The sequence below is a fragment of the Paucihalobacter ruber genome (genome assembly GCF_006494535.1).
GTDB classification, from domain to species: domain Bacteria; phylum Bacteroidota; class Bacteroidia; order Flavobacteriales; family Flavobacteriaceae; genus Paucihalobacter; species Paucihalobacter ruber.
On record NZ_VHIQ01000007.1, the window covers coordinates 17,898 to 39,906 of the forward strand.

Consider the following 22,009-nt stretch of genomic DNA (forward strand, 5'->3'; position numbering starts at 1 on the left):
TTAAATCGCGTACAGGCAAAGTTTTTTTAATGATTTAAAACGTTTATTATGAAACAGATTATCATTGTATTGGCAACTTTAATGTTGTTGTCAACATCTTCTAAAGCACAAAATGTCACACAAGAAGATTACACCCGGGCAATAAGTTTTTTGTATGATAATTATAATAATAAAACAGTTTTTAATCTTCAAACCAAGGTGAATTGGTTTAAGGATAGTTCAGGAATTTGGTTTGTTGATTACGGCAAAAACAATAAAACCTACAAAACAGTTAACTTCAAAAATTATAAAGTTGTTGATTTATTCAATCATGAAAAGTTGGCAATTGCCTTAAATAAATTAGGGGATGATACAGTAAAATCAATTGATTTGCCAATTTCAAATATTGAAATATTAAAAGATGGAAATTTAGATTTAAGCTTTAAAGGCAAGACTTATACTTTAGATCTTAAAACTTACGATCTCCAATTAAAAGAAGATAAACACCAGCAAAGAAATAGTGAATTTGAATCAAAATCTCCTGATGGCAGGTGGATAGCTTATTCTGAAAATTATAATTTATTTGTTAAGTCAACCGAAACGAATAACTCATATCAATTAAGTTTTGATGGAAAAAAGGACTATGAATATGCCACGTATTACGGTTGGGGCGATGTTATGGAAGGAGAAAATGCTGAACGGCCAAAACACTTTAGTGTCAATTGGTCTAAAGATTCTAAATGGATAGCCGCGAACATTGTCGACTTTAGAAATGCCGAAAAAATGTATTTGTTAGATCATAGTATCGATACCCTCTACAAATCAAAATTACTTTCTTATTATCGTGGCTCACCGGGAGACACTGCAATGATTCAAGTAAAACCTGTGTTCTTTAATATAGAAACCAAAAATCAAGTCCATACTAATTTACCGACAGGGACACATATCAACGCTGTTTCGGTTAGATGGATTAATGATTCAGGAAATTTATTGTCTAATTATTCAGAACGAGGCTATCAAAAGGAATTTTTAACGCTCGTAGATCTTAATAATAAGACTGAAACAGCGCTTATAGAGGAAAGCAGTAAAACAAATATTGACAACTTTTGGTTTAAAAATCTTGAAAAAAATCAAAAAATTATTTTCTTATCAGAACGCAGTGGCTGGCGACAATTATATATGGTTGATGTTGCTACCCAAGTAACAAAGCCAATTACGCTTGGCAATTATTATATCAACTCAGTTGTTCATGTTGATGAAGATACAGAGGAAATCTATTTTTTGGCATCAGGAAAAGACTCAAATAGTAATCCTTACCATCAAAAACTTTACAAAACTAGCTTTAAAGGTGACCTTACCTTATTAACACCGGAAAACACGCATCATATTGTTGATTTTTCTGAAGACGGAAAGTATTTTACAGATAATTATTCAACCGTAAATATTCCGACAAAAACTGTTTTAAGAGATTCAAAAAATGGAAAAATATTAGCCGAGTTAACACATGCAAATATTGATGATGTCATTTCAAAAGGGTGGCAATCTCCCGAAGTTTTAGATGTTATAGCTAAAGACGGAAAAACAACAATCTATGGTGCTATTTGGAAACCAACTAATTTTGATGCCGGCAAATCATATCCTATCATCGATGCAACCTATACGGGACCACATACGCAACAATTCCCAAAATCGTTTGATAGAAGTTTTAGTAATCAATCGTTAGCTGAATTTGGGTTTATTGTGGTAAGTGTTGATGGATTGGGAACATCGGGTCGTTCTAAGGAGTTTCACGACTATTCCTATAAAAACATGGAAAATAATTTAGAAGATCACGTTTTAGCCATTAAACATCTTGCTGAGAAATATTCCTGGATAAATATTGATAAAGTGGGCATTTTTGGGCATTCGGCTGGAGGTTATGATACAGGTCGGGGCATGTTGGGTTTTCCGGATTTTTATAAAGTTGGCGTGGCAAGTTCGGCAGATCATGATTTTAGAATGGAAAAAGCTTGGTGGCCTGAAATGTATCAAGGTTGGCCTGTTGACGATACTTATGAAAAGGTATCAAACATTACCAATGCAAAAAACTTAAAAGGAAAATTGTTATTGGTGCATGGTGGTATTGATGAGAATGTAAACCCTTCAGCAACCTTTAAATTAGCCGAAGCTTTGGTAAATGCAGATAAAGCGTTTGATTTGTTAATTCTACCTAGTCAACGACATGGTTACCAGGGGAAGGCCCAAAATTATTTTATTAAAAAACGTTGGAATTATTTCATTGAACACTTATTGGAGACAACACCAATTTGGGATATTATTTGGGAATAAATGAGTAAAAATATTATTGTTATTGGCGGCGGTATCATCGGCTTGTGTTCTGCCTATTACCTTCAAAAAGAAGGCTATCAAGTAACGCTTGTTGACCAATCTAATTTAGATGCAGGGGCGTCTTATGTCAACGCCGGCTATTTATCACCTAGCCATATCATACCTTTATCGGCACCGGGAGTCATGAAAAAGGGGTTGAAATGGATGCTTAATCCTGCAAGTCCGCTCTATATCAAACCTCGTATGGATTTGGATTTCTTAAAATGGAGTCTGGCTTTTAACCGATCGTGTAATGCCAAACATGTAACCAAAGCTATTCCGGTTATCAAGAATATTGCTTTGTTGAGTCAGGAATTGTATGACGATATAAAACGAGAAGAGCAGTTTACCTTTCAATATGAAAAAAAGGGATTGCTGATGTTATGCCAAACAGAGGCTGCATTAGAAGCCGAAATTAAAACAGCACAACTCGCAAATCAAGAAGGTTTAGAAGCAACCGAATTATCCTTAGAAACTTTAAAACAACTAGAACCTAAAGTCCAACTTAATGCCATTGGAGCAACTTATTACAAATGCGATGCACATACAACGCCACATGAGTTTATGGATGAAATGAAGTTGCTTTTAAAGAAAAAAGGTGTAACATTTCATCTCAATGAAAAAATAGAGGATATACAGTTAAAATCTAATAGAATACAGAGTGTAACTACCGCTAAAAACACTTACAAAGCAGATGAATTTGTATTAGCTGCCGGTTCGTGGAGTAGTTTGCTCAGTGAAAAATTAGGGATTAAATTATTGCTTCAACCGGGTAAAGGGTATCGAATCAACACCAATTTAGATACCGGAATAACCATACCCGCAATTTTGACAGAGGCCAAAGTTGCTGTAACTCCAATGAATGGTTTTACACGTTTTGCAGGTACTATGGAAATTGCAGGCATCAATAACAACATCAACCGCGTGCGTGTTGAAGCCATTGCAAAAGCAGCTGCAAGCTACTATCCAAATGTTGTGCTCACGCAAGACGAAAAAAGCAATGCTGCCTTCGGTTTAAGACCGGTTTCACCTGACGGATTGCCTTATATTGGAAAATTTAAAGCCTATTCAAATTTAACCGTTGCTACCGGTCATGCCATGATGGGCTGGAGTATGGCCACTGCCACAGGTTTATTAGTTTCTGAAATCATAGCCAATAAACCGGCGTCTTTAGATCTTTCAGCATTTAATCCCGATAGAAAATTTTAGAATTCAACTGCTTAATAACATGCGTTTTGTCGATAAAAAATGTCAGTGTTTTTCAAAAACCTTGAGAATTTAGCTGTTTGTCGATTTTAAAAGGATAGTAGTTTTTAACTTACGATATTTACTTGGTAATCAATGATTATTAGCGCCAAATTTATTATTAACATTAAAAACTATCGGGGTATGGAACTTACTATTACCAATTACAACAACTTTTATAAGTTAAAAGGCAGTTTAAATCAAAGTAATTTAGAGGTATTCAATAAAACTTTTCAATATATTTTTGAGAAGTTAGATTCTCTAACTTTGAGCATAGACGACTTGGAGAATATAGACCGTTTTGGTGTAAATGCTTTGGTGCATTTGCACAATCAATCTATTTTGAAGAATAAACAATTTTCAATTGTTGGTTTGGGTTGTAAAGAACTTTACGACCATTTTAAATCGGAAGAAACTGCGGCTTAATTTAAGCCGACATATCGGCTACAATTTTCCATTCGCCATCAATCTTTTTAAAGATGAGCATAAAAATGCCGTTTGCATTACCCACGGTGCGTTCTAAAAAAAACTCGCCCATCACCCAATAACTATTAGTTTCAATAGGAGAGATGTCGTTGATTTTAAATGTCAGCGTGCCACTTTCGGCTGCGGTAGGATAACCCTTTATATAATTGTCAAGCGTGTTTTGCCAACCTTTGGTTAAGCCATTTCGGCCGTAAAATTTTAATGAATCAGAGTTGAGGTACCCTTGCATAAATCCTTCAAAATCGCGTTGATTCCAGGCGTTTTCTTGGGTTTTTAATACTTGTAGGATTTGGGTTTTGTCGGCCTCTATTGAAGTTTGGGTTTGTTGGTTGTTAGAATTACAACCAAATAAAATAGCTAATACTAAGAGATACCAAAAATGCCGCATGATTTGAATTTTAAATATTGATAGTTAAAGATAGTTGATTTCATATAAAACCTCATGGGTTTTGAAAACCTGTGAGGTTTTAAATTTTAAATATGATAGGACTAATATTAATACTAAAGAATTCAAGCTTATTATTATTCTTGTTTTAACTCATTTATGTGCTGTTTAATTTTGACATACATCATATCAACTTCACCAAATGTTCCTGTAAATTCTGTTTTATAATCTTTTATTCTCTTATTATCAATCATAACCTTTTTTTCAATCTTTAAGACAGCCTTAATTGAATCTTGGTGATTCAATTTTGCGAAATTATCTTTAAAGGCTTGTTTTAAGTTCCAATCTATTTTTTTAGCATTTTTAAGAGATGAAAATGTAAAACTCATTGTTTTTATTCTACTATTATTTGAATCATTTTCACCATCATCCATTTTCATTTGATTTTTACTATCATCTTGGATTGTTGGATTCTTTGCAATTGGTGGATTCTCAGGTTTAGGTGGTGGTGGAAAATTGGTTTTGGATGAAAATTTAGCTGGCACTGGCGGTACCGCTAGTATATTGAATTCTTTAATTAAATTTGGCGCAAAATTATCGTACATTCTATTTAATTGCTCAAATTGGATTAATAGTTCCGTATTGTCAGATCTTGAGCCTTTAAGAAATGTTAAAATGTCTTTAGAATATTTGTCAGCCAACCTGTTATATTCTTTTACAGGAGCTTCCTCATAGGCTTGAGCAAAGCCTTCCTTAGTGTATAGACTAGTTTGAAAAGGTTGTGGATATTTTACACTTCGTGCATTTCTATACACTTTAGATTCTATGAAATGCACTATATCCTCGATGCTATAGTTATTGAGTTCAGAATTTTTTATTGGTGTACCATCTAGCCACAAAGCGTAGGTGTCTTTGTTTTTCCAAGCCTCAAATTGTGCTGTGGAAGGTTTATTCATCTTTTGGTTAGTTCGATTTATTTGAGGTGTTTCTGGGTATTTTTCGACTGAGGAACGTTGTTTGTCAGACATTAAATTATATATTGAAACTATACGTTCGTAATGGGAAACCTTTATTACACTATATTGCTTAAACTCTTTAATCCAAAGATTATATTCATCCATTAATGATTGAGAAACGCCTTCATTTATGCGCTGAAAAGATTGTTTTTCTTTACTTATATCTTGGGTGGAAACCTGGTCAATTAGAATGTTATAACTAGTAAAAAGCGCCATAACTTTTGAAAAAACATTATTAGATGCAAGTTTTTCCTTGGTTAAATTAACTGTATAATTTTCTTTAGGGAATTGACTTAAAAGCTTTTCCAGATTTTCAAAGCTTTCAACTTTACCATTTATTAAAATTTCGTCTTCAGAATTTACAACAACATTTAGGATTTTATCCTCTTGTAATGTCTCTATATTTTCCGGAGATTCCTTTAAAACATATTCTGTTGAACTGAAATTATAAAAAAGAATCGCAATAATAGGTAGTAGCAAAATCGTACTAATCCAAATCCGGGTTTTTGATGTTTGTGTTTTCATAACTGTAAATCGTTTTTTGATGGATGAATAATTGATGGAACTTGTTATCCCGATTTCTGTCGGGAGATTTTTTGATGCATTTGATGAGAATGCAAGCAATAATTGTTGATAGATCGATGCTTCTATGCCTTGACGAATAACGGCTTCGTCAGCTAAAAATTCATGATTGAGTTTTATACTGTGCTTCATGATATATATTAAGGGATGGAACCAAAAAACAATCTGCAGCAGCTCCATTATGAGGATGTCAATGCTATGTTTTTGTTGCGCGTGCGTTTGCTCGTGTATTAAAACTTCTTTTGGTATTTGGGCTGACTTGTATAAGTCCTTGTTCAAGAAAATGTAACTAAAAAATGAATGTGGGATTTTTAATTTATCAATTAAAACATAAATAAATGATTGATCGTAATATTTTTCGCTTGTTCGAATTTTATTAAAAACACTAAACAAATTCACTATAAACTTTACGCCGAAAAACAAAACACCTATGCCGTAAACACTCCATAAAATAATAGGTAAATAATCGACTTCTGGAGGTTGAACATTTTGTTCAATTACTGTGGTGAATTCAAGATTAGATGATAAACTTACCGATTGAGTCGTAGCTTCAATATATTCTGTAATAGTTATAAACGGCACTATTAGCGCGAAAAAAATTGATGCCAAAAGATAAAACCGTTTAAATTGATGTCTGTTATCGTTTTCTAGAAACAACTTGTAGAACAACCATAAGATAGCTAAGGCAGCCGTGAATTTTAGAAGGTGAATTTCCATGTTATTTCTTATTAATTTCAGAGTCAATAATTGCTTTTAAATCTTCTAACTGCTCTTTGGTTAGATTGGTTTCTTTTGTAAAAAAGGAAGCGAATTGCGTAGCACTATCGTTAAAGAAGTGTTTAATTAAACCATTAACATGCTTAGAAAAGTAGTCTTTCTTTTTTACCAAGGTATAGTATTCTCTTGAGTTACCGTAGGTTTTGTAGGCGATAAATCCTTTTTCGGTCATGCGTTTTAAAAGTGTTGCAATGGTAGTTGTAGCGGGTTTTGGTTCAGGATAAATTTCCATAAGATCTTTCATAAAGGCCTTATCTAAAGTCCATATATAATTCATTAATTCTTCTTCAGATTTTGATAAATTCATTTTCTACATATTTAGAAATAACTCTACAAATGTAGAATAACTTTTTGAAAAAACAAAATAATAAGTTTAATTCCCTGAAATCCTTATTTTTGTAACGAAAAATTGTACTCCCATAAATGAATAAAATACTTACTGCGTTAAGCTTATGTGTGTTATTTGCTATTAACGCGCACTCGCAATCTGTTCAGGATTTAATTAATCAAGTTGATATTGGTCGATTAGAGTTGATGGTTAGCGAATTATCTGGCGAACAAACCACTACCGTTAATGGCAACACTGTTACTATAGCCTCACGCTTACAAAATAATAATGATTTAGCCGCTGATTATATTAAGGAACGGCTCGAAAATTTAGAGAACCTTATCATACAAGATCAAGCTTTTAACGTGAATGGCCGCAATATTATCGCCACACAGACAGGCCAAACCAATCCCGATAATATTTATATTATTTGTGCACATTACGATTCGGTAGCGGCTTTTTGTGCAGATGACAACGCTACCGGCGTGGCTGCGGTGTTGGAAATAGCCAGAATTTTATCAACGCAATGTATTGATAATACTATTGTGTACGCTTTATGGGATGAAGAGGAAATTGGATTGTTAGGCGCCGGTTTTTATGCCGCAGAAGTTGCTAATAGAGGCGATAATATTCTAGGAGTTTTAAATATGGATATGATTGGTTACGATGGTGATGAACCTGGCACGCCGGGCGATAACGAATGGGATATTGATGTGAGAAACATTGCCGGTTCGTTGGCAATGAAAGACGATATTGTGAATATTTACAACACCTACACCTTCGATTTAAAAGCACCTATTGTAGTGAACCCCGGAACCACCGCAAGTGACCATTCCAGATTTTGGGATCAAGGTTACTCTGCTGTTTTGGTAGGTGAGTCTTGGGCAACTAACGACCAAACACCGTTTTATCATACTTCAAACGACCGTTTAGCAACTTTAGATTTACCATATTTTCACGAGTTAACGAAACTGGTGATGGCTTACACAGCTACCAAGGCAGGACTTATTGATGTGGATAATGCGGTTACTGTTAACTCTAATACTCTAACGGCCAATCAACTAAATGCAACTTCTTACCAATGGTACGATTGCGATACCAATTTACCAATTACCAACGAAACCAACAGAACATTTATACCAAGTGCCAACGGACTTTACCGCGTTGAGGTCACCAACGCCGGTTGCACAGAAAGTAGCGATTGCCTTATTTTTGCGACCCTCGGTTTAGAGAATTTCGCGCCAGATGAAGTCACTATTTATCCAAATCCAACTTATTCAAACATCACGGTTTCTGTATCCCAAAGCCAAGTGTTCAAACTTGATATAAAAACCGTTTCAGGTAAGGTAGTACTTTCCAAAAACAGCCTAAAAAGTAATACAACTTTAGATATTAGTCAGTTATCTGCAGGAGTATACTTTGTAACAGTTGCTACAAGTAAGAAAACCGGTACCTTCAAAATTGTTAAAGAATAACTACTAAATCTTTTATGGGCTTATTCTCTAATTGAAATTAGACCTATTTTTATATGGTTGCTATTAGTTGCCTAAACATTCTGTTAATTGTTCTTTTTGATAGTGATATATGTAACTTATGTTACACAAAGCTAGTAAATAAGCAGTTACTTGGCCTCAAATGACTTTGATCATATTTTGCATTTTAAGCTTTGATTAATTTTGATTTAGATATAGGGTTAGACCATATCATAATTTTTAAAATTAAAGATCATGACCACAACAGTTGTAATTGGAGGGAGTTTTGCAGGAATGACTTCTGCTTTAGAAATTAAACGAAAAGGAAAGAGCCAACACAAAGTTATTTTAATTGATAAATCACCTCTTTTTCTCTTTATACCGTCACTTATATGGGTACCACTTGGAAGAAGAGAAATCAAAGATATTTCCTTTAAAAAAGAAGAGATTCTGAAAAAAAAGGGTGTAGATTTTATGGTAGCTGAAGCGGTTAAAGTAGATCCAAAAACCAGTACTTTATTTACTGATCAAGGAGAAATACGTTACGATCATTTGGTGATTGCTACAGGGCCCAAAGTAAAATATGATGTAGCTCCCGGAGTGGAAGAATTTGCACACTATATCGGTACACCCAATGGGGCGATGAAAACCCGAAAAGCCTTAGAAGAATTCAAGCAAAATCCAGGACCGATTGTGATTGGAGCTACCCAAAATGCTGGTTGTATGGGTGCTGCTTATGAGTTTTTATTCAATATTGAAAAATGGCTTCGTGAGCAAAACATCCGTAAAAAGGTAGATTTATACTGGATTACACCTGAAGATTATTTAGGTCATTTTGGCATTGATGGTATGCCGATGGGTGAGACTATGTTGAAATCTTTCATGAATATGTTTAATATTCATTATCGTACTCAAGTTGGTGTAAAGGAGGTACAAAAAGATAAAGTAATTTTAACCAGCGACGAAGTTTTACCTAGCCATTTCACTATGTTGATGCCTCCTTTTATAGGTGTAGATTTTGTGACCAATTCACCTGATTTGAATGCTACTCCAACCGGATATATTCCGGTGGGCAATGATTACAGACATCCTGATTATCAAAATATTTGGGCGGCAGGAATTGCGGTGAATGTGCCACTACCTTTTACACCTGGAGCAGTGCCATTTGCCTCGCCAAAAACAGGATATCCTTCTGATGAAACCGGTAAAATTGTTGCAGAAAACATTATTAGAGTAACAAAGGGTAGAACCGATTTAAAAGAAAAGGCTTGGGGTAGAATTCCCGGATTATGTATCATGGATGCCGGTAAAAAAGAAGTTCTACTACTTTCTACCAGCTTATTCAAACCAAGAACTTTTACTATTATGATTCCGAATATTTTGTACGATTTCAACAAAGTATTATTTGAGAAATATTTTCTCTGGAAAACCCGAAATGGGCTGTCTTATTTACCTTAAGAAGTGACGTAAAAAACCCCGAACTAAGAAAAATCGGGGTTTTAATTTTATAATGACTTCATTTGTTTTTGTAAAAAACTATCTGCTTGTAATTCCAATATTTTGATGGCTCGTGTTTTCTTATAATTGTATAAATCTTTGTCCTCTCGAATATCGGCATACACGCTATCGTAAATAGATGCATCCGTTTGTTTTTGTAAGTCGCTTTGGTATTTGTTTTGAGCTAACACGTTTTTCACTGCCAACTCTCCTTCTTCTTGTTTGAAATCGTATTCGCCTTTGGGCGATAATAATTTAGCAACAATGGGTGAGGTTTCAATCGCCAAAAAAAGGCACATGATAAAAAACGATGGTATCCAAGGTAGTTCATCTAAGGCGTTGATACGCGCCATTAAACCATCAAAACCATCAATGATAGGTTGGGTTTCAGCTACTTTTTCATCCAAATTGGCTTGCAGGATTTTCCCTTGTGCTTCTAATTCTGTGATTTTGGCCTGATTTGTAGTTTTTAAAGTTGTTAATTCTTGTAAAGCAGCATCGTGTTTTTCTCGTTTTTCTTTGTAAACCGGACCTTTTCCAAGTTTTTTGGTTCCGGCTGTGCCTTCTGCTTCAGCGATATAAACGTCATATAAGTTGTTTACTTCATTTTCTTTTTCTTGGATATCGGATTTTAACCTGTCGATTTGAGCATTGTTTTGATCTATATCAGATTGAAAATAATTGGCGATTTGCTTTTTATTATCCATAGCCATTTGGTTCTTTTCTTGTAACAAAATGGTATTGATTTCTTTTTCAAAAATTTTGATTTCCAACGGTTTTGAAATCACAATCGCTATTATAATCGCTAAAACAATTCGCGGTGAAGCCTGAATGAACTCGTCCAAAAAGCGATCTCTTTTTTTAATGGTGGAAACAATAAAACGGTCAAGGTTAAAAATGAGTAAGCCCCAAACGAACCCAAAAAATATTGCGTAATACACGTTATCAAAAACCGTATAAAGCGCATAACTTCCGGCAATAAAAGCCATGACTGCTGTAAAGAAAACGGTTGCGCCGATTCCGGCATATTTGTTTTGTTCGCCATTGGAACAACTTTCAATGATATGCTTGTCGGCACCCGAGCAAAGCAAAAAGAATTTTTTGAGCATGATGATTGATTTTTTTCCGCTACGTTCCAAATAATTCGGATACGCCTCGGATTGATTGATGATGATTTATTAGTACAATTTTAACGTTAAATGTTTCAAATTGTTGCAACTATTTGATGAGTTGGAGCATAAAAAAAGCCACTGATTAATTATTCATTTCATTTTGAGATTGAATTTTCAATTGGGATGATAAAAATTAGTTTACTCAATTAAGAATAAACGGATTTTTTAGGATAACCTTTTTAAAAGCTACAAACGTTGGCAAAGGTTTAGCAGTAATTATTTCGATAACTCCACGAAATATTTGTAAAACCAAGGAATAGTTTCAATCCCTTTTAGATAATTCCATACGCCAAAATGTTCGTTAGGTGAGTGAATGGCGTCGCTATCTAAACCAAATCCCATTAAAATAGTTTTGCTGTTTAACTCTTGCTCAAACAAAGCAACTATTGGAATGCTGCCACCGCTGCGTTGGGGAATAGGTGTTTTGCTAAAGGTTTCTTCATAAGCTTTTGAAGCGGCTTGATAGGCAATGTTATCAATGGGTGTTACATATCCTTGTCCGCCGTGATGTGGCGTTACTTTTACCGTTACACCTTTTGGGGCAAGGCTTTCAAAGTGATTTTTAAATAACTGGGTAATTTCTTCCCAATCCTGATGCGGTACCAAACGCATCGATATTTTTGCGTAGGCCTTGCTGGCGATAACGGTTTTAGCACCTTCGCCTGTGTAACCACCCCAAATGCCGTTGACGTCTAAAGTTGGTCTGATTGAATTTCTTTCATTGGTTGTGTAACCTTTTTCGCCATAAACAGCTTCGATATTTAAAGCTTTTTGATAGGCCTCTAAATTAAACGGAGCTTTGGCCATTTCGGCGCGTTCTTCTGCCGATAATTCTTCTACTTTATCATAAAATCCCGGAATTGTGATATGGTTATTGTCATCGTGAAGCGAAGCGATCATTTTAGCCAAAATATTGATGGGATTGGCTACGGCGCCGCCATAAAGTCCGGAGTGTAAATCGCGATTTGGGCCGATCACTTCAACCTCCACGTAACTCAATCCGCGTAAACCTGTAGTAATCGATGGCACATCTTTAGCAATCATTCCCGTATCTGAAATCAAAATTACATCGTTAGCCAATTTCTCACGATTTTGTTTTACAAAGGTCGACAGGTTAACGCTGCCGACTTCTTCTTCGCCTTCAATCATAAACTTCACATTGCAAGGCAATTGATTAGTCTCGGTCATAAACTGCATAGCCTTGATATGCATATACATTTGTCCTTTATCATCGCAAGCACCGCGGGCAAAAATGGCGCCTTCGGGATGTAGTTCTGTGTTTTTAATTACGGGTTCAAATGGAGGAGAATCCCATAAATTTAATGGATCGGGCGGTTGCACATCATAATGCCCGTAAACTAAAACTGTGGGTAATTTTGGGTCTATTATTTTTTCACCATATACTATCGGGTAACCTGCAGTAGGATGAATTTCCACCAAATCGCAACCTGCTTCCTGCAACCGGGTTTTAATAACTTCGGCAGTTTTTAAGACATCGTTTTTATAAATCGAGTCAGCGCTAATGGATGGTATTTTTAAAAGATCAATAAGTTCGTTTATAAAGGTTTGTTGGTGTGTTTCAATATAGGATTGGATAGTGTTCATAAAATTGAATTTGTGAACTTCAAATTTACGAAAAATACAAGAGTTAATTTTTAATAAAACAAAAAAGGAGTCTCAAAATGAAACTCCTTTTTCAATTAAAACAAGATGCTATTACTCAATAATAATTTTCTTGGTAAGAATACTGTTGTCTGACTTTACTCTAATAAGATATAAGCCTGAGGCTAAATTCAATTCTAGCCTGTCAGTATTAAGGATTCCTTCAGAAAGTTGTTTTCCGGCGGCATCAAAAATAGTGTAAGATTTTCCAATCATATTTTGTGAAAACATGACATGATCTTTGGCAGGGTTTGGATAAACATTCACAATTTCCAAAACAGCCTCTCCATTAGATAGGGTTGTTGGATCTGCCTTATAAAGCTCATTTCCGGCAACGCCGTCATCGCCTTCAAAGTATAATACACCGTTTAACACTGCAATATCGTCAATATCAAAAATGTCATCATTTACTCTTACAGAATTAACGCCGTCTGTTCTAAATAACCATTGTCTGGTATCGTCTGCAATTTCCCCAGCATAATATAAAAAGTCGCCAAAAGGTGCAAAATCTGAGGGATCGTGATTATTCGCACCTGTACCGGTACCACCAGTGATATTGCTAACATTGGTAACGGTATCTGCTGCAGGGTCATAAACCCAAAGCTGGTCGTTAGAAGCACTAGTATCGCCTTCAAAAAATATTTTTCCATCCCAGGCATATAGTTCTAAGATACCACCAATTCCAGCGTTTGTAACCGTAGTAACTTCTTGGGTTCCTGCTGGTGTTCCATCGGTTTCCCAAATGGCGTTAGTTCCGGTTCTAAAATAAACTTTACTACCGGTTGATACAAAATTTTGTGCGCCAGAATTGGTAGTCGCATTATCGATATCTTTAATCAGAGTAAAACTATTTGTTGCCGGGTCGTATTCGTACAATTCTCTTCCTACAGTAGTGCTTGGTACAGTTCCTACAATTAACAGTTTGCCATTTAGTTCAATCAAGTTAAACCCTAAAGCATTGATGGCGGCAGGAGCCACGGCGGCGGCGGTGCCGTCACCTGTAAATTTCCACAAATTATTGGTGTCGGTTGAATTAACAGCATAAATCTCCGTGCCCACTAAGACAGGCCCAAATAAACCAGTATCTCCCGTAGCCAAGGTGCCTGCTTCGGTACCGTCAGTTTTATGTAACACTGAGCCGCCTCCCGAGTTAGCGGAAAAATACAAAGTATTGTTGTATTCAAACCAGTTACCGGGAGCAGAAGTGCCAGAGGGGTTAATATCTTTTACTAAAAAGGTGCCAGCTTCGGTGCCATCCGATACCCAAAGCTCAAAACCGTTCGTGCCATCGGTAGCATCAAAGTAAATTTTTCCGTCAAAGGCATACAAGTTACGAGGATTGCCATCTCCTGCGGGATTGATTTCCTTTACAAGCGTAATTTGAGAAAAGCCAAAAAGAGCAAAACTCAAGGTTAAAAAAGTTAGTAATTGTTTTTTCATAATAATATAGTTTAAAAGGTTAATATGCTATTTTGGTAAAGTAGGTATGATAGTTCTGCGGTTTGGTGTGCTTAAAGTTTCTAAAAATGCTAGGAGCGCATCAATTTCTTCTCTATCCATATTTAATTTTCTCAATAATGGTGATGTTTTGGGGATTAGAGAATCTCTGGGAGTACCTAGATATTTTTTTTGAATGACAGCCGGATTCCCCAAATTATAAAATTCTACTACATCTAACAAACTAGGGAAATGCCCGTGATGCATCCATGGCCCCGTATTTGATATTTCGCGTAAGGTTGGTGTTCTAAACTTTCCTATGTCATCAACATCTTTTGTTACCAAATATCGACCAAAATCTTCGTCTTTAGTGCCAAAAAGTGTCTGGCCATCGTTGTGATAGTTATTATCACTAAAATAAGGCGTGTTATGACAGTTTATACACATAGCTTTTGTTCTAAACAAATGTAAACCCTTTACTTCTTGGTCTGAAAACAAATCAGATTTTCCTTCGATAAATTTATCAAATTTACTCTTAGGACTTTTAATTGTTCTTTCAAAAGTTGCAATGGCGTATTGTATTCGTTGAAGAGAAATGGAGTCATTGCCAAATGCGGCTTCAAAAAGGGGTTTGTATCCTTCAATATTAGCAATTTTATCAACTGCAATATTGAGATTTTCATTCATTTCAATTTCATCTGAAATTGGAAATCTGGCCTGATCTTCCAAGTTTTTAGCGCGGCCATCCCAGAATAATTCATGCGCATAGGCCACATTTAAAATGGTCATGGCATTTCTTGGTCCTGTTTGTCTATCGTGCCCAAAAGATCTCGTTGTGTTGTCTGTCCAGCCCAATTCCGGATTATGGCACGAGGCACAAGCAATTTGTCCGCTAACAGATAGTCTTGGATCGAAAAATAAAGTTTTACCAAGTTTGGCTTTTTCTTCTGAGTACGGATTATAGTCTGGGTGTTCAACCTTAGGCAATACGCCAATGTCTTCAAAATTAGATTTATCGATACTTTCATCAAGAGTTGGCTCAGGCCATTGGCTGTAGTCGCCACTGCTATAAGCTTGTTTTAAACTTGTAATGTCTGTATAACTTCCCTGTTGTTTGTCTTTACAACTCCAAAGAACTGATAAAGACAAAAAGATGGTTAAGTAAACTAAGCTAGTTCTATAAATCATATTCTGTAATGCAATTGTTGTTATTTAAAGGTTCTGGTTCTGGGTAGTTTTGATTGTTGTAAATACGATATTCTACAGAAATAGTTCCGCCAAACAATTGGTCGTTGGTTGCGTTCATTGTTAAAGTCATTTCGTAGAGTCCGTTTCCAATATCTTGATAGCTGCCTTCTCCTGATATAGCAATAGAATAACTATTGCCATTGGTGCCGGCAATGGTTATAAACTGTGGAATCACTAAAACTGTCCCCGAGGAGTTACTGGTACCGTTATCCGGGAAAAATTCTAAGGCCGGATTAACATCAAAACCGGGAGAATTGGCAAAGTTTGTAGATTCGTTTGAGAACCAACGTTTCATATTAAACGAATTGGTGGTAACGTTGGGGTTGGTAGGCGATCTAAATCCTATTCTAAAGGCATCGTGATAAATATCGTCGCTTGGGTCGGCGGTTCCCATATCGTCAAATAAAACTGCATTTGGGTGGTTGACATCTACTATTACAGGACGCGTAAAAGCCGAAAAACTAAACCAACTGCAGGTGCCTGTATTATTATGGTCACCCCAAGATTCACCAAAGGTTCTATAAAAAGTGTTTGAAACATCGTAGAAATTGGAGGCAGTATTAACGGCCGGATCTCTAAATGTATTAATAGGTTTTACTATTTGCAAAACGGTATTACCCGTTGGGTTATATCCAAATCCATCTGTTAGTGACAAGATGGTTTGATAAAATACATCATCGTTTTGCAAATCTTCATTAATTATCATTTTGTAAGTTATAGATGTTGAAAGACTTCCTAAATTTAAAATTTCCAGAGAATAGTTAAAGCCATCTAATGCCTCAAAAATATCACCGTTCTCAATTTCTGCGTTCAAATAACCTTCTGGAAAAAGGACGTCAAAAAATACCTCTTCACCCATGATACCGGTAATCTCTATTCGATTGGTTTCAAAACTAAAAGATGGTTCTACAGTTTCCAGTTGTAGCAGAAAGGTATCGTTAACCGCTGTATTATTGAGATTACCAATATTTATGGATGAATCTGAAACAGATTCAAGTTTAAAAAAGATTGATTCGCCGGGTGTCCATCGCTCAGCAAAGCTTACGTAAATAGTATCGGTAAGTCGTGTGCCTTCAAACGTAACTGTATTGACAGGAGATATATTGACATCTTCAGAACTTAAACCGCTCGATAATGTACTACTAAAAGTTACTGATACCGGTTGTTCTATGTTGCTTGTAGTTAATGTAACAGGGATTTTTAGGGTTTTTAACAAGGCATTTTCGTAAGTGCTTTGCGGTATTAAACTACCGTGTTGTTGCGGAAATTCTAAAGGAATATTATTATTGTTAACCAAAAAATTAAATCGCACAAAAGATTGTGAGATCGATGGAGCCAATTGATTGTCATCATCAGAGCATGTAAAAAGCACTGTAATTGTTAGAACTAAAAAATAAAGGCTAATACGATTCATTTTGCTGTAAGTTTGAATTTAAATTAATATTCTCCTGAGGAATTGGAAGAACGTACTTTGGTGAAGGGTAGTTCAAATCACAAACAATTGCCAGGCAGCCGTCATTTCTCGTAATTGACCTTTGATTTCTACCCAAATCAAAAAAGTAATGCCCTTCAAAAGCCAATTCTCTTCGTCTTTCATTAAGGATTTCATTTTGTAAATTAGTGGTGCTACTTATTAAACTGGCATTAGCACGCACTCTTATGAAATTCAAATAGTTTAAAGCATCATCAGTTCTGTTTAAGTTGTATGCAGCTTCTGAAGCGATTAAATACATTTCGCTCAATCTAACAGCAGGATAGGGTGGTGTATCTTGAAACTTTCTGGTAAAGTAATAGTTAACATTTTCTAATTCGCCATTAATATTAGTTGCCAGAGATTGCTCTAAGAACATTTGAGATCTAATATCGAAAGATTCATATAGGCTAAGTAAATCATTGGTAGCTACATAATTTCCATAGGCAGTTATAGTTTGAAATCCAAAGTGCTGCGACAGTGATCCTCCGGCACTGCCGCCAGAATCTCTAGGTACCGACAGTTGCAATAGTATCTCAGTCATTGGAACTACAGAGTTTTCCCATTCACTCAAGTAATTCTCTTGTGAGGTTAAATTAACTCCAGAGGTATTGATAACTTCTATGGCCGTTTCAAAAGCGTTTTGCCAATCGTTTTTGTTTAAATAGACTCTGGCTAAAATTGCTTTGGTATTATTTTCGTTAAAATAGGTTTGAATTGGACCATCCAAGGCTGATAGGTTTGTATACAAACTTAAAGCCCGTTGAATATCATCAATGATGAGGGTATAGGTATTATCTAAAGTCTCTCTTGAAGGAAATGTTACACCACTTTCTGTTAAGGTAGTTCTATTGTAAACTATTCCAAGGTGTGAAGCATTAGGTGTAAAACTATAGTTTTGAGCATACACTAAGGCCAATAAAAAGTGAGCGTAAGCTCTAATGGATAAAGCCTCGGCTTTTATTTGATTTTTTTCTGAATTGGTAGCGTCAATAAGGTCGTCTACAAATTCTAAAATGAGGTTAGCTTGATTAATAACTGAATAGGACTGTTGGTAAAACGAGCTAAAATCGCCTGAAATAGCTTGATCTTGAAAAGAATAAACATTTTCTATTCTAAACGGAATTATTATATTACCGCGATTGCTACCGGTAGGTATTGGAGTAAATTTGATGTTGCCGCCTTGCATATCGGCATAAACTGCAAATCGCTCTTCTCTTACGCTGGCTTCTAAAGTGGTATAAGTACCATTTAGAGCCGCCAAAACGCCTTCTTTAGTAGATAACAATTCTGTAATAGAAGTTTGATTTCCAGGTTCTTGCTCAAGAAAATCGCTACATGAAAATAAAATTAGTCCTAACAATATTATTATAGTATAATGATTAAATACTATTTTGATTTGTCTTGAAAACTTGCCTTGACTTAACATACCGAAATGATAAGTTTTGAATGCTATGTTTTTTAATAAATATTTTTTTAATAGTCTTTTCATACTTTTAAAATCTAGCATTTAATCCCAGTGAAATAGTTCTGTTTTGCGGGTACAAAAATCTAAACTCTCTTATACCATTCCGGTCTACCGGACTTTTTTGTTTGTACCAATAAGCCACGTTAGTGGCATCAATAAAGACAGAAAGGTTATCTATAAACAACTGTTCCTTTTTTAATGGGATATTATAGTTTAGATTGATATTGTTTAGTTTTAGGTAGGTATTGTCGTAAACAAATTTACTTAAATTAGGAATGATAGGATTATTGTTAATTACGAGTGGATTGATTGCAATATCTCCAGGAGCCGACCAATAATCCAGTGCGTTAACAGACATGTTTCGGTTTACTGAAATTCGGTATTGGTCTACTAGTTCGTCTTGAATTAAAAAATCACCGCCAATTTGATAAGATCCTCTTATGGCTAGTGTAAGTTGCTTAAAAAAAATAAAGGTTGTTGAAAAGCCCCCAAAAGCATCTGCTTGTCTGTCTCCAATAGGCACCCAATCTGTATTTCCAAATAGGCTGGTGTAAGTAGCTGCATCATAAATTTCGCCTTGTCTTTCTACTAGATTTCGTCCGGTTGCAGGATCTATACCTGCCCATTTTACACCCCATATGGTTGAAGTGCTAAATCCTATTTGCTGAGACAAGGCACGTTCAGAACCGGAGAAGGCACTTCCGGCACCAATAAGATCAGTGACCTTGTTTTCTAAAGTTGCAATATTGAATGAGGCATTCCACTTAAAGTTTTCTTTTTCAAATAATTTTATATTAGTTGAAAATTCGATACCTCTGTTATACATACTTGCAGCGTTTAACTGTATGGAGGTATAACCTGTTTCATTAGGAATACTGCGTGAAGTAATAAGATCCTGAATATCGTCGTGATATACGTCAAGCCCCAAACTTATTTTCTTAAATATATTCCACTCTACTCCTGCGTTAAATTTATTGTTGGTCTCCCAGCTTAAGTTACCATTAGGTGCTGCACTTGGTGTTGCGCTAATGCCACCATTATAGCCATTTTGAGATACTATATAAAGCCCTCTGGAACGATAAGACCCAATTCTAGAATTACCTGTAGAGCCATAACTAAGTTTAAGCTTTAAAAAATCAATCCAAGAACTATTTGCCAGAAAATCTTCATTTGTTAAGATCCAGCTTATTCCCGCTCCGCCATTAAGAGCCACATTTGTATCTACGCCAAATACAGAGCTTTCATCTCGACGAATATTGGCAAGCAAAAAATACTTTCCTTTATAGTTATAATTGAATTGAGCAAAGGCCGAAACCCTGGAATTATAATTAATATCTTGTTGAAAATTTTGCAGCGATCTTGTTTCATCTTGTGTTGTATTAGGGTTGTCATCCTGTAGAGCATCTTCCACATTATTGATAACATTAGGGTTTACAAAACCCCTCCCGGAAGCATATCCGAAATCTGTTTTTTCTTCAGATAATTCCACTCCCGTGATTGCTCCAAAGCTGTGATGTTCGCCAAACTGAGTGTCGTAAAGCAATTGTCCCTGCCAGTTCCACTTAGTGGTTTCTCGGTTATTAAGTAGTCGTCTGCCCCAAGCCGGATAAGTCACGCCATCAAGTGTGAAGGTGCCATTTAACTGACCACTTTCATTTAGCCCGGAAAAATAGCGGTCTTGTTCTCTAGTTTTGTAATCTATACCAAATAGGGTATAGACTCTTAGAGCATTTGAAATATTGTAATTAACGGAAAAACTTCCTATAAGTCCATATGTATCTGCAATATTTTTGTTTTGTTCAACAGCGGCCAAGGGATTACCCAAACCTTGTATTCCCAATAGAGCAAAGGTTCCATCGTCATTAAAAGGCGATAAAGTTGGCGGAAGGGCAAAATTAAAATAAATATTCGGGGCGTCTTTCCTAATAAAACTAGGCGACATAGATAATTGCATATTTAACTTATTTACTTTGTAACCCAAATTTATGCCGAGATTATATTGTTTGGTATTATTGCCAATTTGTGCTTCATCAATATTTAAATGATTAATACTTGCCCTGTAAGTAAAATTATTTGAGCCTCCCGAAACGTTAAAATTATAACGTTTAAATTCACCTGTTCCGTTGAGTAAATTAAACCAATCAGTGTCAACACCATTGAAGTCGATTGTTTGCTGTCCTGTATTTGTTAAATATTCATTACGCAGTTGTGTATACTGCTCGCCGTTCAAATACTTTATTTGGTTAATTGCCGAAGACAAGCCAATTTGGGTAGAAAAGTTATACTTTGCGGCACCTTTTTTTCCTCTTTTTGTGGTAATCAAAATAACGCCGTTGGCGCCATCTGCACCGTAAATACTTACAGCAGCAGCGTCTTTTAAAACCGTAAAGCTCTCGATGTTTTCAGCAGATATTTGTGACAACGGATTTGATAAATCTTCAGAAAGCGCACCTTGTCCGTCAAAAAAATTGTTATCGATGGTAACCGATTCTGCTATGATAACCCCATCAATTATAATTAATGGTTGAGTTGAAGTGCCTAAGTTAGGATTACCTAATGGGGTTAGTGAGCCTTGACCACGAATATCAATTCTAACAGGACCGCCCACGCCCGAAGTATTTTCAATTAACACTCCTGCAATTTGTCCGGTTACAATTTTATCTATACTTTCTGAAGCTTGTTCAACCGCGATGTCTTCAGATCTAAGGGTAGCAATACTACCAACAATTTCTTGTTTTGAGGTTTTTGTTCCGTAAGATGAGGTAATAACCACTTGATCTAATTGATCTGCTGATTCTTCCAGATAAATAATAAACTCTGAATTATTGCCAATTCTTTGTTCCAATGTTTTCATTCCCAGATATTTTATTTCTAATATCAATTCTGGAATATTGTTGCCTTTTACTAAGTAGGTAAATTCACCATCAAAATTTGTTACAGCACCTCGTGAACTACCCTTGATTAATACTGTTGCGCCGGCTAAAGGCATGTTATCTGCGGTACTGTAGACTTTACCGGTGATAAGCCTTTCAGTTTCTTGTTTAATAGCGGAAGTTGTTGAATTCTTGTTACTTTGGGTTAATAAGATTTGATTATTTAAAATCACATAATCTATATTCGTATTTTTAAATACTGCACTAAGCGTTTCCTCGAGTGTTAAATCGCTAATCTTGACAGTTAATTTTTCCCGGTCGTTAATTTTTTGAGAATTGTAGACCACTCTGTAAGAGGATTGTTGCTCAATTTCCTTGATTATTTTGAAAAGCGGTTGGTCAATAAGATTAATACTAATTTTTGCGTTTTGATTATAGGCAAACGAACTTATGCTTAGCATAAACAACACCATAAAAGATGTAATTGTCTTTTTGTGAAGTTTGATTGATTGGTTATGTATTGAATTGTTTGTCATTTAAATTA

The 22,009-nt window shown here is 35.6% G+C and carries 15 protein-coding genes; 5 read left to right on the forward strand and 10 right to left on the reverse strand.

Annotated features, from left to right (window positions below; genetic code table 11):
- The first annotated feature begins 48 nt into the window (after positions 1–48).
- The 3 genes from FJ651_RS13390 (at position 49) to FJ651_RS13400 (ending at position 4,017) form a co-directional block, all read left to right on the forward strand.
- Positions 49–2,307 carry a S9 family peptidase gene (locus tag FJ651_RS13390; RefSeq protein ID WP_140991052.1) on the forward strand — a complete coding sequence of 753 codons (2,259 nt, stop codon included), beginning with the start codon at positions 49–51 and terminating at the stop codon, positions 2,305–2,307.
- Entirely contained in the window at positions 2,308–3,555 is a 1,248-nt protein-coding gene (locus tag FJ651_RS13395) for an NAD(P)/FAD-dependent oxidoreductase (RefSeq protein WP_140991053.1), read from the forward strand.
- Positions 3,556–3,735: 180 nt separating this feature from the next.
- On the forward strand, positions 3,736–4,017 hold the full coding sequence (locus FJ651_RS13400; protein WP_140991054.1) for a hypothetical protein: 282 nt from the start codon (positions 3,736–3,738) through the stop codon (positions 4,015–4,017).
- 1 nt (position 4,018) lies between these two features.
- Here the strand turns inward: FJ651_RS13400 and FJ651_RS13405 are convergent, their stop codons facing one another.
- The 3 genes from FJ651_RS13405 to FJ651_RS13415 form a co-directional block, all read right to left on the reverse strand.
- Positions 4,019–4,465, reverse strand: a complete 447-nt coding sequence (locus FJ651_RS13405; RefSeq protein WP_140991055.1) for a YybH family protein — start codon at positions 4,463–4,465, stop codon at positions 4,019–4,021.
- 134 nt (positions 4,466–4,599) lie between these two features.
- Positions 4,600–6,777 carry a M56 family metallopeptidase gene (locus FJ651_RS13410; RefSeq protein WP_140991056.1) on the reverse strand — a complete coding sequence of 726 codons (2,178 nt, stop codon included), beginning with the start codon at positions 6,775–6,777 and terminating at the stop codon, positions 4,600–4,602.
- A 1-nt stretch (position 6,778) separates the two neighbouring features.
- Positions 6,779–7,144 carry a BlaI/MecI/CopY family transcriptional regulator gene (locus tag FJ651_RS13415; protein ID WP_140991057.1) on the reverse strand — a complete coding sequence of 122 codons (366 nt, stop codon included), beginning with the start codon at positions 7,142–7,144 and terminating at the stop codon, positions 6,779–6,781.
- Between the two features lie 116 nt (positions 7,145–7,260).
- Between FJ651_RS13415 and FJ651_RS13420 the strand changes: the two genes are divergently transcribed.
- Together FJ651_RS13420 and FJ651_RS13425 are read left to right on the forward strand one after the other, a co-directional pair.
- The gene (locus FJ651_RS13420) at positions 7,261–8,640 is read left to right on the forward strand and encodes a M28 family peptidase (protein WP_140991058.1); all 1,380 of its coding nucleotides are present in this window, start codon (positions 7,261–7,263) and stop codon (positions 8,638–8,640) included.
- A 252-nt stretch (positions 8,641–8,892) separates the two neighbouring features.
- Entirely contained in the window at positions 8,893–10,095 is a 1,203-nt protein-coding gene (locus FJ651_RS13425) for an NAD(P)/FAD-dependent oxidoreductase (protein WP_140991059.1), read from the forward strand.
- Positions 10,096–10,142: 47 nt separating this feature from the next.
- Here FJ651_RS13425 and FJ651_RS13430 read toward each other — a convergent pair whose 3' ends face one another.
- From FJ651_RS13430 to FJ651_RS13460, 7 genes are all read right to left on the reverse strand, one after another.
- Positions 10,143–11,243: a DUF4407 domain-containing protein gene (locus tag FJ651_RS13430; RefSeq protein ID WP_140991060.1), complete on the reverse strand. Its 1,101-nt coding sequence runs from the start codon at positions 11,241–11,243 to the stop codon at positions 10,143–10,145.
- A 279-nt stretch (positions 11,244–11,522) separates the two neighbouring features.
- Complete coding sequence (locus FJ651_RS13435) at positions 11,523–12,911, reverse strand: dipeptidase (protein WP_140991061.1); 1,389 nt, start codon at positions 12,909–12,911, stop codon at positions 11,523–11,525.
- Positions 12,912–13,022: 111 nt separating this feature from the next.
- Positions 13,023–14,408: an ELWxxDGT repeat protein gene (locus FJ651_RS13440; protein ID WP_140991062.1), complete on the reverse strand. Its 1,386-nt coding sequence runs from the start codon at positions 14,406–14,408 to the stop codon at positions 13,023–13,025.
- Between the two features lie 27 nt (positions 14,409–14,435).
- On the reverse strand, positions 14,436–15,554 hold the full coding sequence (locus FJ651_RS13445) for a cytochrome-c peroxidase (protein ID WP_246085370.1): 1,119 nt from the start codon (positions 15,552–15,554) through the stop codon (positions 14,436–14,438).
- 28 nt (positions 15,555–15,582) lie between these two features.
- Positions 15,583–17,067: a hypothetical protein gene (locus FJ651_RS13450; RefSeq protein ID WP_140991064.1), complete on the reverse strand. Its 1,485-nt coding sequence runs from the start codon at positions 17,065–17,067 to the stop codon at positions 15,583–15,585.
- Positions 17,054–18,616, reverse strand: a complete 1,563-nt coding sequence (locus tag FJ651_RS13455; RefSeq protein WP_246085371.1) for a RagB/SusD family nutrient uptake outer membrane protein — start codon at positions 18,614–18,616, stop codon at positions 17,054–17,056. The genes FJ651_RS13450 and FJ651_RS13455 overlap by 14 nt, the downstream gene beginning before the upstream one ends.
- A 4-nt stretch (positions 18,617–18,620) precedes the next feature.
- Complete coding sequence (locus FJ651_RS13460; protein WP_140991065.1) at positions 18,621–22,001, reverse strand: SusC/RagA family TonB-linked outer membrane protein; 3,381 nt, start codon at positions 21,999–22,001, stop codon at positions 18,621–18,623.
- Positions 22,002–22,009: the final 8 nt, after the last annotated feature.

Excerpts from the sequence above, each read along its gene's own strand:
- FJ651_RS13420 (WP_140991058.1), top strand. The coding sequence starts at position 7,261 with ATGAATAAAATACTTACTGCGTTAAGCTTATGTGTGTTATTTGCTATT.
- FJ651_RS13460 (WP_140991065.1), bottom strand. The coding sequence starts at position 22,001 with ATGACAAACAATTCAATACATAACCAATCAATCAAACTTCACAAAAAG.
- FJ651_RS13390 (WP_140991052.1), top strand. The coding sequence starts at position 49 with ATGAAACAGATTATCATTGTATTGGCAACTTTAATGTTGTTGTCAACA.
- FJ651_RS13430 (WP_140991060.1), bottom strand. The coding sequence starts at position 11,243 with ATGCTCAAAAAATTCTTTTTGCTTTGCTCGGGTGCCGACAAGCATATC.
- FJ651_RS13395 (WP_140991053.1), top strand. The coding sequence starts at position 2,308 with ATGAGTAAAAATATTATTGTTATTGGCGGCGGTATCATCGGCTTGTGT.
- FJ651_RS13410 (WP_140991056.1), bottom strand. The coding sequence starts at position 6,777 with ATGGAAATTCACCTTCTAAAATTCACGGCTGCCTTAGCTATCTTATGG.
- FJ651_RS13400 (WP_140991054.1), top strand. The coding sequence starts at position 3,736 with ATGGAACTTACTATTACCAATTACAACAACTTTTATAAGTTAAAAGGC.
- FJ651_RS13440 (WP_140991062.1), bottom strand. The coding sequence starts at position 14,408 with ATGAAAAAACAATTACTAACTTTTTTAACCTTGAGTTTTGCTCTTTTT.
- FJ651_RS13450 (WP_140991064.1), bottom strand. The coding sequence starts at position 17,067 with ATGAATCGTATTAGCCTTTATTTTTTAGTTCTAACAATTACAGTGCTT.
- FJ651_RS13415 (WP_140991057.1), bottom strand. The coding sequence starts at position 7,144 with ATGAATTTATCAAAATCTGAAGAAGAATTAATGAATTATATATGGACT.
- FJ651_RS13455 (WP_246085371.1), bottom strand. The coding sequence starts at position 18,616 with ATGAAAAGACTATTAAAAAAATATTTATTAAAAAACATAGCATTCAAA.
- FJ651_RS13405 (WP_140991055.1), bottom strand. The coding sequence starts at position 4,465 with ATGCGGCATTTTTGGTATCTCTTAGTATTAGCTATTTTATTTGGTTGT.
- FJ651_RS13425 (WP_140991059.1), top strand. The coding sequence starts at position 8,893 with ATGACCACAACAGTTGTAATTGGAGGGAGTTTTGCAGGAATGACTTCT.
- FJ651_RS13435 (WP_140991061.1), bottom strand. The coding sequence starts at position 12,911 with ATGAACACTATCCAATCCTATATTGAAACACACCAACAAACCTTTATA.